11 protein-coding genes and 3 tRNA genes are annotated in these 14,447 nt (G+C 67.6%); 12 read left to right on the forward strand and 2 right to left on the reverse strand.

Going from position 1 to position 14,447, the window contains the following annotated elements; translation table 11 throughout:
- Positions 1 to 3 precede the first annotated feature (3 nt).
- The 5 genes from AWU67_RS03900 (at position 4) to AWU67_RS03920 (ending at position 6,827) form a co-directional block, all read left to right on the forward strand.
- Positions 4 to 75 (forward strand) — tRNA-Gln (locus tag AWU67_RS03900).
- 229 nt (positions 76 to 304) lie between these two features.
- A complete protein-coding gene (locus tag AWU67_RS03905; RefSeq protein WP_067226838.1) occupies positions 305 to 1,792 on the forward strand; it encodes an anaerobic C4-dicarboxylate transporter family protein in 1,488 nt (495 codons plus the stop codon).
- A gap of 75 nt (positions 1,793 to 1,867) precedes the next feature.
- Positions 1,868 to 3,223: a M20/M25/M40 family metallo-hydrolase gene (locus AWU67_RS03910; RefSeq protein WP_067226839.1), complete on the forward strand. Its 1,356-nt coding sequence runs from the start codon at positions 1,868 to 1,870 to the stop codon at positions 3,221 to 3,223.
- Positions 3,224 to 3,251: 28 nt separating this feature from the next.
- Positions 3,252 to 4,547, forward strand: coding sequence for an APC family permease (locus AWU67_RS03915; RefSeq protein ID WP_234407355.1), 1,296 nt, complete (start codon positions 3,252 to 3,254; stop codon positions 4,545 to 4,547).
- A 183-nt stretch (positions 4,548 to 4,730) separates the two neighbouring features.
- Positions 4,731 to 6,827, forward strand: a complete 2,097-nt coding sequence (locus AWU67_RS03920) for a transglycosylase domain-containing protein (protein WP_160329715.1) — start codon at positions 4,731 to 4,733, stop codon at positions 6,825 to 6,827.
- Between the two features lie 12 nt (positions 6,828 to 6,839).
- Here AWU67_RS03920 and AWU67_RS03925 read toward each other — a convergent pair whose 3' ends face one another.
- Complete coding sequence (locus AWU67_RS03925) at positions 6,840 to 7,484, reverse strand: MBL fold metallo-hydrolase (RefSeq protein ID WP_067226842.1); 645 nt, start codon at positions 7,482 to 7,484, stop codon at positions 6,840 to 6,842.
- Between the two features lie 85 nt (positions 7,485 to 7,569).
- Between AWU67_RS03925 and AWU67_RS03930 the strand changes: the two genes are divergently transcribed.
- The 6 genes from AWU67_RS03930 to AWU67_RS03955 all read left to right on the forward strand — a co-directional run bounded on the left by AWU67_RS03930 (position 7,570) and on the right by AWU67_RS03955 (position 12,179).
- Positions 7,570 to 8,472, forward strand: a complete 903-nt coding sequence (locus tag AWU67_RS03930) for a diacylglycerol/lipid kinase family protein (protein ID WP_067226843.1) — start codon at positions 7,570 to 7,572, stop codon at positions 8,470 to 8,472.
- Positions 8,473 to 8,559: 87 nt separating this feature from the next.
- A tRNA-Glu gene (locus AWU67_RS03935) sits at positions 8,560 to 8,632 on the forward strand.
- 387 nt (positions 8,633 to 9,019) lie between these two features.
- Positions 9,020 to 9,092 (forward strand) — tRNA-Glu (locus AWU67_RS03940).
- Between the two features lie 75 nt (positions 9,093 to 9,167).
- The gene (locus tag AWU67_RS03945; RefSeq protein ID WP_067226844.1) at positions 9,168 to 9,902 is read left to right on the forward strand and encodes a DsbA family protein; all 735 of its coding nucleotides are present in this window, start codon (positions 9,168 to 9,170) and stop codon (positions 9,900 to 9,902) included.
- A gap of 10 nt (positions 9,903 to 9,912) precedes the next feature.
- Positions 9,913 to 10,821, forward strand: a complete 909-nt coding sequence (locus AWU67_RS03950) for a cytochrome c biogenesis CcdA family protein (protein WP_067226845.1) — start codon at positions 9,913 to 9,915, stop codon at positions 10,819 to 10,821.
- A gap of 2 nt (positions 10,822 to 10,823) precedes the next feature.
- Positions 10,824 to 12,179, forward strand: a complete 1,356-nt coding sequence (locus tag AWU67_RS03955; RefSeq protein WP_067226846.1) for an MFS transporter — start codon at positions 10,824 to 10,826, stop codon at positions 12,177 to 12,179.
- 133 nt (positions 12,180 to 12,312) lie between these two features.
- Here the strand turns inward: AWU67_RS03955 and AWU67_RS03960 are convergent, their stop codons facing one another.
- Positions 12,313 to 13,026, reverse strand: coding sequence for a TIGR00645 family protein (locus AWU67_RS03960; protein WP_082716756.1), 714 nt, complete (start codon positions 13,024 to 13,026; stop codon positions 12,313 to 12,315).
- A gap of 300 nt (positions 13,027 to 13,326) precedes the next feature.
- Between AWU67_RS03960 and AWU67_RS03965 the strand changes: the two genes are divergently transcribed.
- Positions 13,327 to 14,349: a TerC family protein gene (locus tag AWU67_RS03965; protein ID WP_067226847.1), complete on the forward strand. Its 1,023-nt coding sequence runs from the start codon at positions 13,327 to 13,329 to the stop codon at positions 14,347 to 14,349.
- The last annotated feature ends 98 nt before the right edge of the window (positions 14,350 to 14,447 follow it).

A 14,447-nucleotide genomic window follows, 5' to 3' on the forward strand; every position in this document is an offset into this window, starting at 1 on the left:
CATTGGGGTATGGTGTAATTGGCAACACGGAGGTTTCTGGTACCTTTGTTCTTGGTTCGAGTCCAGGTACCCCAGCACAAACAGACATGAAAAGCTCCGCTTCGGCGGGGCTTTTTTGTTGCCCGCACGCAGGTTCTCGCGGCCGGCCGAGCTGGCTCCGACCGGCGGCGCAGCGCGCCGCATCCGCGGTTTCGGGGCCCCGGTCATTTCACGCACACAGCATGATGGCCGCCGTTCCGCGCCCGGGTTACGGTAAGCCACCGCCACTGACGGCGGCTCGTCGGACCCAACGGCTGGAGTTGCGATGGAAATCGTGATCGTTGTCTTGCAAGCGTGCGTCGTCATCGGGGCCATCGTGCTCGGAGTCCGCACGGGTGGCCTGGGCCTCGGGCTGTGGGGTGTCGTCGGCACCGTGATCCTGGTGTTCGTCTTCCACCTGCCGCCCGGCTCCATCCCGATCGACGCGTTCTTCATCATCATCGCCGTGATCACGGCGTCGTCGGCGATGCAAGCCGCGGGCGGCATCGACTACCTCGTGTCGATCGCGTCGAAGATCATCCAGCGCAACCCGAAGCGACTGACCTACGTCGCGCCCTTGGTCGCGTTCGTCTTCACCGTGCTCTCCGGAACGTCGAACATCTTCTTCGCCCTCATCCCGGTGATCTACGAGACCTCCTACCGCAACGGCCAACGCCCGGAACGGGCCCTCGCCGCCTCAACCGTCACCTCCGGACTGGGCATCACGGCAAGCCCGGTGTCGGCGGCCATGGCCGCCTACCTCGTGCTCATGGACGGCACCGGCTACGGACTGCCGCAGATCCTGTTCATCACCGTTCCGGCCGCCATCGTCGCCTGCATCGCCGCGTCGTTCGTGCAGCAGCGACTCGGCAAGGATCTGCTCGACGACCCGGTGTTCCTGAAGCGGGTCCAAGACGGCACGGTCGAGGTTCCCGCCGCGCTGGCTGAGCGGTATGCGGCGAAAGTCGGCGGTCCGGTGCCGGCCACCGGCGCCGCCGGCGGGCAGAGCGCTGGCGGCTCGGCTACCGGCGGCGCGGCTACCGGAGGCTCGACACCCGGCACCGATGCTGCACCGCCCGCGGCCAAGCCGACCGTGTTCATCGAGCACCCGGTTCCGCCGGGCGGCATGACCGCCGCGATGATCTTCGTCTCCGGCACCCTGCTGATCGTGCTGCTCGGCCTGTTCCCCGGCCTCCGCCCGGCGTTCCCGGACGACACGGGCGAACTCGTGCCGATCGGCATGTCGACGATCATCGAGATGATCATGTTCTCGGTGGCCCTCGTCATCATCCTGGTGCGGCGGGTGAAGCCGGCCACCGTCGTCGAGCAGCCGCTGTTGAAGGCCGGATTCGTCGCCGCCGTCGCCCTGTTCGGTATCGCGTGGATGGCCGACACGTTTATCTCGGCGAACCAGGAGACGATCATCGAACCGCTCGGCGCGATGATCCAGGCGAACCCACTGCTGCTGGCGGTCGCCCTGTTCATCGTTTGTGGTCTGACGACCAGCCAGTCGGCGACCACGAACACGCTGATCCCGATCGCGCTGGCCGCTGGCCTCGGGCCGGGCATCATCACGGCGATGTGGCCGTCCCTGATCGGTGTCTGGCTGTTCCCCGCGAACGGCTCGCAGATCGCCGCCGTCGAGACCGACCTCACCGGGTCGACCAAGCTGACTCAGGTGCCCGTCTGGCACTCGTTCACCATCCCGATGGTGGTGTCGTGGGTCGCGGTCGTCGCAGCCGGGCTCCTGATCCAGCTCGTCGTGCCCGCCTGAGCGAGCCCGCCGCAGTCAACAAACGCAGCCCCTAGAGCCGCAGACCACCGAAACCCGCCCGTTGAGGAGGAAACCATGTCCGATCCCCGCCGCATCTCCGCCGCCGCTGCCGAACTCATGCCCGAGGTGCTTGAGCGTCTCGAGCGCCTCGTGCGGATCCCGTCCATCGCCTTCCCCGGCTTCGACCCCGAACCGGTGCACGCAATGGGGGCGGCCGTCGTGGCGTTGTTCGAGGATGCCGGAGTGAGCGGTGTCACGCTCCTCGACGTGCCCGACGGCTATCCGTGCGTCTACGCCGACATCCCGGGGCCGGCGGGATCGCCCACTGTGCTGCTGTACGCGCACTACGACGTGCAGCCGGCGCCGCCGAGCCAGAACTGGTCGAGCGAGCCGTTCGAGCCCGTCACGAAGGCTGACGGCCGCATCTACGGCCGCGGCGCGGCCGACGACAAGTCCGGCCTGGTCATCCACTACGGCACGCTCAAGCTGCTCGGGGCCGAGCTGCCCTGCAACCTGAAGATCCTGGTCGAGGGGGAGGAGGAGACGATCTCGCACCTGGAGGCGTTCGTCGAGGCCAACCCAGAATTGTTCGCGGCAGACGCCTACGTCATCGCCGACATCGGCCCGCAGCGGGTCGGACGCCCCGGCCTGACCACCGCGCTCCGCGGAGACGTCGCCTGCACCGTCACGGTGCGCACCCTCGCCAACCCGGTGCACTCCGGCATGTTCGGCGGTGCGGCCCCCGACGCCCTGACCGCCATGATCCGCATCCTCGACACCTTGCACGACGAGAACGGCGACACCGTCATCGCCGGGGTCGACAGTGGCAGCTGGGGCGGTGCGGCCATGGAGGAGGACGTCTACCGGGAGGGGTCGGCGATCCTGCCCGACGTGCAGTACCTGGGCACGGGGTCCCTCTCAGACCGGATCTGGGCCAAGCCGTCTGTGACGGTGCTCGGCATGGACCTGCCGAACACGGCTGAGGCCTCGAATGTGCTGCTGCCGGAGGTCACGGCGAAGCTGTCGATGCGCATCGTCCCCGGCTCGGACGGCGACGCCCAGTTGGAGGCGCTGATGGCGCACCTGCGCGCACAGCGGCCCTGGAACTGCCAGGTCGAGGTGGAGAAGGTGAAGGTCGGCCATGCGTTCGCCGTTGACGAGTCGCACCCGGCCATCGTCGCGGCCTCCACCGCTCTCGCCGAGGCCTACGGCGTGCCCGTCGAGGCGATCGGCAGTGGGGCGTCGATCCCGCTCGTTGCCTCGCTGCAGAAGGTGGCACCGGCCGGAGCGATCGTGCTGTGGGGCGCGGAGGACACCGCGCAGTCGCGCATCCACGCCTCCGACGAGTCCGTCGACCCCGGCGAGATCGAGCGCATGATCGCCGCCCAGACGTTGTTCATCCTCAATCTCGCCGAGGCCGGCCGCGGCTGAGCCGGCAGGGCCGATCAGGAGGATGCCGGTGACTGCTCCAGCGGGCGAGAAACGGATGACCGTCATCCAGGCGACCTTCATCGGGGTCGGCTCGATGGTCGGTGCCGGGATCTTCGCGCTGCTCGGCGCTGCGGGGGCCGTGGCCGGGCCGGCCGTCTGGGTTTCGTTCCTCTTCGCGGGGGCGATCGCCGGGCTGCAGGGATACTCCTTCGCCAAGTTGGGCGCCACATACCCGTCAGGCGGCGGCATGCTCACGTTCCTCTCCCGCGGGCTCGGCGAGGGGCACCTGACCGGCATTGGCTCCTGGCTGTTCTTCACAGCGGGGTCCATCGTCGTCGCCATGATCGCGTCGACGTTCGGCAGCTATGCCAGCTCGGTCGTCGCCGACGACGATGTGTTCTGGGCGAAGGTGCTCGCCGTGGGGCTGGTCCTGGTGATGACGGGGCTGAACACGGTCGGGCCGGCCGCCGTCGCGCGCGTGCAGTCGGTCATCGTGATCGTGGTCCTGGGCATCCTGGTCGTCTTCGCCGCCGTGACCATCGCCACCTGGAACCCGGCACTGCTCGCCCCGTCCGGGTACCCTCCGCTGCAGGAGATCGTGGCGAGCGTCGCGCTCACCTTCTTCGCCTTCCTCGGATTCGGCGTGATCACCTTCACCGCCAAAGACCTCCCCAACCCGTCGCGCCAGCTGCCCAAGGCCATCTATCTCGCCATCGCGATCGCCACGACCATCTACGTTGCCGTCTCACTCGGCGTCTTCGGCACCCTCACCGCCGAGCAGGTCGTCGACTACGGCAGCACCGCGCTCGCCGAGGCGGCCAAACCGGTGCTCGGCCAGGCCGGGTACGTGCTCATGGTGATCACGGCACTCTTCTCGACGACCGGGGCCGTCAACGCCGGGCTCTACCCGTCGATCGGGATGACGGCCCACCTGGCATCGGTCGGCCAGTTCCCGCCCGTCTTCGGCCGGTCCGTCGGGCGGTTCCCCGTCGGACTGCTCGTCATGGCCGGCCTCGCGATCACACTCGTCATCGGCTTCGACGTGAACAAGATCGCCTCCATCGGCAGTGCCGTCGCGCTGTTGGTCTTCTCCGCCGTCACGGTCGCGCACTTCCGGCTGTTCCGCGTCACGGGCGCCAACATCGTCGTGCTGGTTGTCGCCCTCATCGTGACCCTGGGCACGTTTGTGGTGTTCTGCACGACGACCCTGGCCGCCGAGCCGAGCAGCGCACTGGCGCTCGTCGGGATCATCGCCCTCTCGATCATCATCGACCTCGTTTGGAAGGCGCGCGCCCGTCGTTCAGCGGCCGAAAAAAATACTTGAGATCTGCTCAATATCCGATCGGGTTCTCTGGACTTCGCCCATCCGATGTTGTTCCATTGAACCTCCAGCGAGTTCGTGACGGTGCAGGCAAGGGGTGACCCAGTGGGACGGAAAACGCCTCGAGTAAGAGAATTCGCTGAAACCCGAAGCGTCGGTGGGGTCATCGGTGGGTTGCTGGGATTCGTGGCAGCCGCCGTCGTGTGCGGCGTTCTCGTGGCCGGAGCCGTCACCCCGGTCGTCGCCCTCAGTGGTCTGGCCGTGAGCAACTCGATTGCCTACTTCGAAGGTTTTCCCGATTACCTGGCGATCACCCCGCTCTCGCAGAAGAGCAACATCTACGCGGTGAAGGATGACGGCTCTCCGGTGCTGCTCGCCTCCTTCTACGACCAGAACCGCATCGAGGTCGGCTGGGACCAGGTCGCCCAGTTCGTCAAAGACGCGGCCATCTCCGGCGAGGACCCGCGTTACTACGAGCACAACGGCATCGACGCGCAGGGCACATTGCGCGCCGTGGCGATGACGGTGCTCGGCGACCAGATCCAGGGCGGCTCGTCGATCGCCCAGCAGTATGTCAAGAACGTGCGCGTGCAGGCCTGCGAGCGAGAGGCCACCCAGGCGGAGCAGACCACCTGCTACGACAACGTGACTGCGACATCCGCCTCACGCAAGCTCAAAGAGATGCGGCTGGCCCTCGGCCTGGAGAAGCGGTACACGAAAGACCAGGTGCTCCTCGGCTACCTGAACATCGCGGGCTTCGGCGGCACCGTGTACGGCATCGAGGCGGCGGCCAACTACTACTACAACACCACGGCCGCCGGGCTGACCCTCGCCCAATCGGCCAGCCTGATGGCGATCGTCAACAACCCGGTGAAGTTCCAGCTCGACCAACCGGACAGTTTCACCAACGGCACGGCCAACGGCTACGCGGCGAACAGGGCGCGGCGCGATTACATCCTCGGACAGATGCTGCGCTACGGAAAGATCACCCAGCAGCAGCATGACGAGGCCGTCGCCACGCCCGTCGAACCCCAGATCCACGAGCCGAGCACCGGCTGCCAGACGGCGGGCAGCTCCGCCTACTTCTGCGACTACGTCAGCAACCTGTTGCGCACCGACCCCACCTTCGGGCCAGACGCCGCCACCCGCATGCTCAACTTCCGCCGCGGCGGCTACAACGTCTACACCAGCCTCGACCTCGACCTGCAGGATGCGGCCACCAACGCGATCGCCGCGAACGTGCCGCAGAGCTACCCGGGCTGGGATGTCGGCGCCGTGGTGTCGAGCGTGCAGGTGGGCACCGGCCGGGTGCTCGCGATGGTGCAGAACAAGCAATACAGCCAAGATCCGGCCGTCACCGCCAACAATCCCGACTACACCGCCATCAACTACAACACCGACTACGACCAGGGTGGATCAGGCGGGTTCCAGCCGGGCTCCGGCTACAAGGTCTTCACCCTCGCCGAATGGTTGAAAGAGGGGCACTCGCTCAATGAGCGCGTCGACTCCAAACCCAAGGCGAACTGGGGCACGTTCCAAGACAGCTGCCTCGGCCCGCAGAACTACAACAGCGAGCATTGGAGCCCCAAGAACGACGCCGGTGAGACCGGAGCCAACTACACCGCGCTGCAATCAACCGTGCAGTCGATCAACACCGGTTACATCGGCATGGCCAAGAAACTCGACCTCTGCGGCATCCGCAAGACGGCCGAGGCGTTCGGCATGCACCGGGCCGACGGCACCCCGCTGGTGCAGAGCGCATCGGCGGTGATCGGCATCAACGAGGTCGCCCCGCTCAGCATGGCCGTCGCCTTCGCCGGGATCGCGAACAACGGCACCACCTGCAGCCCCATCGCGATCGACAAGATCGTCAACGCCGACGGGACCGAGATGCCCGTGCCGAAATCCACGTGCACGCAATCGGTGTCGCCGGATGTCGCGGCGGCCATGCACTACGCGCTGCAGATGGTGATGACGAGCGGCACGGCGACGACATCCTGGTTCGGCACATCGCCCCGCGTCCCGCTGATCGGCAAGACCGGCACCACCGACGGCAACAAAGACACGTGGATGAACGGCGCCAGCACCAAGGTCGCCACCGTCGCCGCCGTGGTCAGCGTGAGCGGGGAGGCGAACCAGCGTGCCATCTACCTCGACAGCGGGCAGGCCGCCACGGCCAGGCATCGCATCTGGCCGGCGGTGATGTCGGTGGCGAACGCGAAGTACGGGGGCGACGCGTTCACGACGCTGCCGCCGTCGACGGCGCTGCGCCCAACGGGTTAGGGCGCCCTCGGGCTAGATGTCGATGCCCTCACCCGGTGTCAGTGGGAAGAACTCGCCGCCGGCCTGCTCGGTGCTCCAGGCGATCCGCGAGTTGGAGAGCGCCTTGCCGGCATCCGAGAGCAGCATCTCGTGCGTCGGGAAGCTCCGCGCCGGGGAGACCGCCTCGACGTAGTCCATTGCGTCGGCCAGGCGCATCCATGGGGCGGCGGCCGGCACGGCCAGCACCTCGATGGCGGTGTCCTCCGGGGCGTCGAAGGAGTCGCCGCCGTAGTAGAAGCGCCCGTTCACCAGCACGCCGACGTTGTCGATGAGCGGGATGGAGCGGTGGATGAGTGCGTGTGTGCCGCCGAAGAAGCGCAATTCGAAACCGCCGACCTTGATCGTCTCGCCCGCCGACACCTGCTGCACGGAGATGCCGGCCTCGGCTGCCGCTCGGACGACCCCGGCCGGGCCGAACAGTGCGACGGCGGGGTTGGCGGAGCGGATGTGCTCCACCTGCGCCGGCGTCCAGTGGTCGTCGTGCAGGTGGGTGATCACGACGGCCACGGTCGACGCGTCGGCCTCGATCGGTCGGGTGAACTTGCCCGGGTCGATGACGAGCGTCTCGCCCGCATTCTCGATGAGGACGGCGGCGTGCTCGAGTTTTGTGATGCGCATGCCTTGAGCAAACACTGTGCCGCCGCCCTGCGCAACACACACCGCCCAATTCGCTCCCGATGCCGCGCGCCGCCATAATCGGCCTATGCCGTCTGCTCCACTGCGCCTCACTGTGGCGATCAACCCGAACGCCTCCTTCGGGCGCCGTCGCGACGTCGGACCGCGCGTCGCCGAGCGGTTGGCCGCGGCCGGCCACCAGGTTGCCATGCTGCGCGAGCCCAACCTGGAGCTGCTCCGCCGAGAGGCCGAGGATGCCGTCGGTCGCGGCACCGACGCGTTGATCGTCGTCGGCGGCGACGGCATGGTGTCGCTCGGTGCCAACCTGGTGGCGGGCACCACGACCCCGCTGGGCATTGTGGCATCCGGAACCGGCAACGACATGGCCAGGGCGCTCGGCCTGCCGATCGACGATGCGGAGGCCGGCATCGAGCTGCTGCTGGCCGCGCTGCAGCGGGAGCCGCGGCTCATCGACGCCGCCCGCGTGCGCCACGGCGGGCTCACGACCTGGTTCGCCGGGGCCCTCTCGGCCGGCTTCGACGCGCGGGTCAACGAGCGGGCCAACAAGATGGCACGGCCGCGCGGCCCGAGCCGCTACACGATCGCGATGCTGCGGGAGCTGATGAGTTTCAAGCCGATCCAGTACTCGCTCGTCGTGGATGGGGTCGCCCGCGAGGTCAGCGCCATGCTCATCGCGGTGTCGAACGGCGTCTCGATCGGCGGCGGCATGAAGATCACCCCGGACGCCCAACTCGACGACGGCGAGCTGGACCTGCTCATCGTGCATGCGCTCTCGAAGCCGCGGCTGCTGAGGCTCTTCCCTCGGGTGTTCGCGGGGGAGCACGTCGGCGAGCCCGAGGTCGAGATCACGCGTGTGCGCACCGTGGCGTTGGCCGCGGCCGATGTCGTCGCCTACGCCGACGGGGAGCGCGTCGGGCCGTTGCCGGTCGAGGTGGAGATCGTGCCCGGCGCCTTGAAAATGCTGGTCTGAGCGGCCCCGCAGGGCGGCAAAACGCCCGGGACTGCATTGATTTGGAATGGCCCATACCCTGTGACATACTTTTCAAGTTGCAAAAACGGCCCCATCGTTTAGCGGCCTAGGACACCGCCCTCTCACGGCGGCAGCACCGGTTCAAATCCGGTTGGGGTCACACAAGTCAGAAAGCCTCCGGTTCTCCGGAGGCTTTCTGCGTTAACGGCGCAGTCGCGGCCGCGCGGGCGGATGCCGGGGCATGCGTTTCCGGTTGGCTCCAGGGCTTCGGTCGCTGCGCGGCTCCCTCCAGCCGGCGGGGGAGGGAGCCCGGCGTCATCCGCCTCCCGTTGGCTCGAGGGAGCGTGCGACCGAACTCCCCGTTGGCTCGAGGGAGCTTGCGACCGAAGCCAACACTCCCGCCCAACACTCCCGCCCAACCCCCGCACGCGACGCGCCGGGTGGCCCCGACGCCGATCCCCGGAATCTAGGCCCGGCCGCACCCGGACGAGGCCCCCGTGTCAGAGTGCCCCCGTTTCGTGTGGCATAATTGACGAGTTGCAAAAACGGCCCCATCGTTTAGCGGCCTAGGACACCGCCCTCTCACGGCGGCAGCACCGGTTCAAATCCGGTTGGGGTCACAACACAGTCAGAAGGCCTCCGGTTCGCCGGGGGCCTTCTGTTTTTGTACGGGTACAGCACGGGGAGAATGACGCATGGCCGAGAACACAGATCGGCGTTTTCGCCTCTCCAGCGTGATTGTGATCGCCCTCGGCGCCGCGCTTCTCGGAGGCCTCGGCACCGCCGTCGTCATGAGCTCCACGCTCGGCGGAACCGCCACCGCGCCGGCGCCCGCCGCCGCGGAGCCGGGCGCCCAGAAGGAGCAGACGGCATCCGGTGTGCCAGACCTCGCCCGCCGCATCGACGGCGACCCGACGGCCATCGGGGCCGTCGACGCCCCCGTCGTCATGATCGAGTTCGCCGACTACCGCTGCCCGTTCTGCAGCCTGTTCTCGCGCGAGACGATGCCGAAGATCATGGAGCAGTACCTTGCCGACGGCACGCTGCGCATCGAGTGGCGCGACCTGCCCATCTTCGGGGACCAGTCGATCGATACCGCCATCGCCGCCCGCGCCGCCGGCGACCAGGGACTGTTCTGGGAGTACAACGCGGCCGTGGCCGCCGCCGCCCCGGACCGCGGTCACCCCGACATCGACCGGGCCATGCTGATCGGTTTCGCCGAGCAGGTCGGCGTGCCCGACCTGGCCGCTTTCGAGCTCGGCCTGGACTCCGAGACCCACCGGGCCGCGGTGCAGGCCGACCTGCAGGAGGCACAGTCCATCGGTGCCACCAGCACCCCGATCTTCCTGATCGGTGACGAGGCCATCGGCGGAGCGCAGCCGCTGGAGGCGTTCCAGGCCATCATCGAGCGCCAGGCCGCGCGCCCGTAGGCGATCCGCGATGGACATCGGCCTCGCCGCCGCCTTCCTCGGCGGCCTCGTCACCCTGCTGAGCCCCTGCTCAGCGCTGCTGCTGCCCTCCTTCTTCGCCTACGCATTCACTTCGCGCACGCAGCTGCTCGGGCGCACGCTCCTGTTCCTGCTCGGTCTGCTGACCATGCTGTTGCCGATCGGCGTGTTCGCAAGCACCTTGGGCGCGCTGATCACCGGTCACCGGGGCCTCATTGTCACGATCGCCGGTGCCCTCGTCATCCTGGCCGGCGTGCTGAGCCTGGCTGGGGTGCGCATGCGGCTGCCGCAGTTGCAGCACGGCGGCGGCTCCGGCGCCCTCTCCGTCTACATCCTCGGCATCGCCTTCGGTGTGGCCGGCAGCTGCTCCGGACCGGTGCTCGGCTCCATCCTGACCATCGCGGCGCTGCGCGGCGACGCCCTCTTCGGCGGCGCGCTGCTCACGGTGTACGCGCTCGGCATGGTGCTGCCGCTGTTCCTGCTGGCCCTGCTCTGGGAGGCGTTCGACCTCGGCCGTCGCGGCTGGCTGCGCCCGCGGGTGGTGCGGATCGGCCGCTGGCGCTCGACCTGGATCGAGGTGGCCTCCGCCGTGCTGATGATCGCCGTCGGCGTGCTGTTGATCACGACGGACGGCACGGCGGGGCTCGGCGGCATCCTCACCATCCAGCAGCAGTACGCGCTCGAACTGTGGGCGACCGGGCCGGGCGCCGCGATCGTGCCCGTGCTCCTGCTCGGCGTCGCCGTTTTCTCTGCCCTCCTGGTGGTAATCGGGCGTCGTCGTCGGAGAGAATTGACGACGGCGCCGTTGCCGGTGCCCAGCGAGATGCACACAGCCGAGATGCATACAGCCGAGACCCACGCAGCCGAGACACGGCCAGCGGAGACCAGCCCGGGGGAGTAGCGATGAGCCAGGCGGCACAAGCAGACAGACGGCTGCCGCGCGCGCTCCGCCCGTTCCGCGCCCCGCAGTACCGCATCCTCGCGGTCGCGCTCACCCTCTCGTTGCTCGGCTCCGGGATGTGGTTCGTCGCGGTCGTCTGGCAGGTCATGGCCCTGGGCGGAGGCCCGGCCCAACTCTCCCTCGTGGCCACGATGAGCGCCATCGGCCTGGTCGCCGTCGTGCTGGTCGGGGGCGTGGTCGCCGACCGTGTCGTGCAGAAGCACATCCTGCTCGTCGTCGAGGCCTCGAAGATCATCGTGATCGGCGCGATCGCCTGGCTGGCGCTGGCCGAAACCCTCGAGGTCTGGCACCTCATGATCGCGGCCCTCCTGATCGGCCTGGGCGAGGGATTCTTCTACCCCGCCTACAGCGCCATGCTGCCGTCGATCCTGCCCGGCGACGACCTGCTGGCCGCGAACGGCTTCGAGGGCATGCTGCGCCCCGCCGCGATGCAGGCAGCAGGGCCTGCTCTGGCCAGCGCTGCCGTAGCCGTTGCGTCCCCTGCCCTCGCCTTCGTCATCGTCGGCGCTCTGCAGGTCGTCGCCGTGGTCGCGCTCGTCGCGCTGCGGCCCGTGCCGCTGCGGCGCAATCTCGAGGCCGAGGCGCCCCGGCATCCGTTGCGGGCAGCGCTCGGAGACCTCGCGGAGGGCTTCCGTTACATGTTCTCGACGCCGTGGCTGCTCGCGACCCTGCTCTTCTCAATGGGCTTCGTGCTTGTGATCATGGGGCCGATCGATGTGCTGGCGCCCTTCGCCGTGCGCGACTCTGCGGGCGGCGGCGCCACGGAATACGCCCTCGTACTGGCGGCGTTCGGGGTGGGCAGCGTGCTGGGAGCACTGTTCATCTCATCGAGGCGGATGCCGCGGCGCTACCTCACCGTTTTGACCCTCGCCTGGGGTCTCGGCAGTGTCCCGCTCGTCGTGATCGGTTTCACCGATCAAATCTGGCTGATGGGGCTCGCCGTGTTCATCGTCGGGTTCTGCTTCTCGGTCGGCGGCGTGATCTGGGGCACGCTGCTGCAGCGCCGCGTGCCGCCGCACATGCTGGGCAGGGTCTCCAGCCTGGACTTCTTCGTCTCACTCGCGTTCATGCCGATTTCGATGGCCGTTGCCGGCCCGGTGGGCGAGGCGATCGGCCTCGCCCCGACCTTCGTCGTTGCCGGGGTGCTGCCGCTCGTATTCGCGTTGATCGCGATCGTCTGGGCACGACTGCCGAAAGACGAGATCGCCCACCCGCTCAGCGTGGGCGACGCGGCGGTGGAGCTCGTTGCCGACGCCCCGCCCTGGCAGCCGGGCCCTCGCCTCGACGGGGCGCAGTAGAGGCACGGCCGGGTCCCGCCCGGGCGCCGGGCGTGCAGAATGGCGCCGGCACGAAAATGCCCCCCGCTCATCCGGCGAACACGAAGACGGTGTGGCCGTCATCCGCGCTGGTGGACGAGCGAGGGGCGTGGGATCAGAGGGAGTCGACCAGTTCTCTCTGCGGGTCGTGCGACGCGTGCGGAGCCTGCGGGGCGTGCGCCGAGTGCGGGGCCGTGTGCGGGGTGGGGCCGACGTGCGGGGCCTGCGGGGCGTGGGCGGCGTGCGCCTCGGCCGCCTGCACGTGTGCGCTCTGCGACATCTTGTCGATCCAGGCCAGCGCAACGGCGGAGAGGATGAACACGCAGTGGATGACGACCTGCCAGAACACGCCGTCGGTGGTGTAGATCTCCTTGTCGCGGGGGCCGCCGATACCGCCGACCTCGATGAACGTCTTGAGCAGGTGGATCGACGAGATTCCGACGATGGCCATGGCCAGCTTGACCTTGAGCACGTTGGCATTGACGTGGCTGAGCCATTCGGGCTGGTCGGGGTGGCCGTCGAGGTTGATCTTCGAGACGAAGGTCTCGTAGCCGCCGATGATCACCATGATCAGCAGGTTGGCGATCATGACCACGTCGATGAGGCCGAGAACCAACATCATGATCTCGGTCTCGCCCATGGTGTCGAGGTGCGTGATGAGGTGCCACAGCTCACGCATGAACTGCACGACGTACACGCACTGCGCGACGATGAGTCCAAGGTAGAGCGGCGCCTGCAGCCAGCGGCTGAAGAAGATCGTGTATCCGAGAGCGGCCGAGGTGGGGCTCTTGCGGAACTCGCGGGCGGGCGGGGGCGTGGTGAGGCTCACTCAGTCTCCTGGCTTGGGGTGGAAGCATGCACGCAAATCGCGTGTGGGAAATTCTAGGGGAACGTTTCACGGCTCCAGCTGTGAGTGACTGCCCTCCGGCATCCGTTAGACTCTCCCAAGCGAAGGGGAGTATCCCACCGGGCCATCGGCCCACTTCGGATCCGTCAATACGAGCGCCGCAGTCGGCGTTCCGGGTTCGGAGCATTTCGTTCTCACTCCGATGAGAGCAGAATGCGGGAGAGACTTTCGAGTCTCGTGCTACCCACTTTCGCCGGTGGGAGCCCCTTCCGAAAGGCCCCCGTGCACCTCGAGCTGCCCATCGCATTCGAAGTCGGATCGCTGATCCTGCTGACGCTGATCCTCGTCGCAGACCTGCTGATCGTTTTCAAGCGCCCCCACGTTCCGTCCATGAAGGAAGCCTCGCTGTGGGTGGCCTTCTACGTCGTTCTCGCCCTGATCTTCGCCGGGCTCATGCTGCTCTTCGCCGGCGGCGAGTACGCCGGTCAGTTCCTGGCCGGCTGGCTCACTGAGTACAGCCTGTCGATTGACAACCTGTTCGTGTTCGTCATCATCATGGCCCGCTTCAGCGTGCCGAGGAAGTACCAGCAGGAAGTGCTGATGGTGGGCATCATCATCGCCCTCGTGCTGCGCGGAGTCTTCATCCTCCTCGGCGCCCAGCTCATCGAAAGCTTCAGCTGGGTGTTCTACATCTTCGGCGCCTTCCTGCTCTTCACCGCCATCAAGCAGGCATTCGGCAAGGAAGAGGAGGGCGACGGCGAGAACGGCCTCATCCGCTGGCTGCGCCGCCGCGTCACCATCAGCGACGACTACGACGGCGCCAAGGTGCGTACCGTCATCGACGGCCGCAAGGTGCTCACGCCGATGATCATCGTCTTCATCGCCATCGGCACCACCGACCTGATCTTCGCGCTCGACTCGATCCCCGCCATCTTCGGCATCACGCAGAGCCCGTTCATCGTGTTCACCGCGAACGTCTTCGCGCTGATGGGCCTCCGCCAGCTCTACTTCCTGCTCGGCGGCCTGCTCGAACGCCTCGAGTACCTCAAGTACGGCATCGCGTTCATCCTGTTCTTCATCGGTGTCAAGCTCGTCTTCCACGCCATGCACACCAACGAGCTGCCGTTCATCAACGGCGGCGAGGGCATCGCCTGGGCCCCCGAGATTGACACCTGGACGTCGCTGGGCGTGATCATCGGTTCCATGGCGATCGCGACGATCGCCAGCCTGATCAAGGCGGCCTCGGATGCCAAGAAGCGCGGCCACACGCTGCGCGAAGAGGTCCCGCACTTCACAGAGGACTAAGCAACCCCGCTGGTTGAGCAACGCCCGCTGGTTGAGCTTGTCGAAACCCCCGCTGACTCGTTCAGCGGGGGTTTCGCGTTCCTACGGGCGCCCGCCAG

This window comes from Microterricola viridarii (assembly GCF_001542775.1).
Lineage (GTDB): Bacteria > Actinomycetota > Actinomycetes > Actinomycetales > Microbacteriaceae > Microterricola > Microterricola viridarii_A.

Coding starts and splice junctions, on each gene's coding strand:
- AWU67_RS03905 (WP_067226838.1), top strand. CDS start 305: ATGGAAATCGTGATCGTTGTCTTGCAAGCGTGCGTCGTCATCGGGGCC.
- AWU67_RS03910 (WP_067226839.1), top strand. CDS start 1,868: ATGTCCGATCCCCGCCGCATCTCCGCCGCCGCTGCCGAACTCATGCCC.
- AWU67_RS03950 (WP_067226845.1), top strand. CDS start 9,913: ATGGACATCGGCCTCGCCGCCGCCTTCCTCGGCGGCCTCGTCACCCTG.
- AWU67_RS03955 (WP_067226846.1), top strand. CDS start 10,824: ATGAGCCAGGCGGCACAAGCAGACAGACGGCTGCCGCGCGCGCTCCGC.
- AWU67_RS03925 (WP_067226842.1), bottom strand. CDS start 7,484: ATGCGCATCACAAAACTCGAGCACGCCGCCGTCCTCATCGAGAATGCG.
- AWU67_RS03930 (WP_067226843.1), top strand. CDS start 7,570: ATGCCGTCTGCTCCACTGCGCCTCACTGTGGCGATCAACCCGAACGCC.
- AWU67_RS03945 (WP_067226844.1), top strand. CDS start 9,168: ATGGCCGAGAACACAGATCGGCGTTTTCGCCTCTCCAGCGTGATTGTG.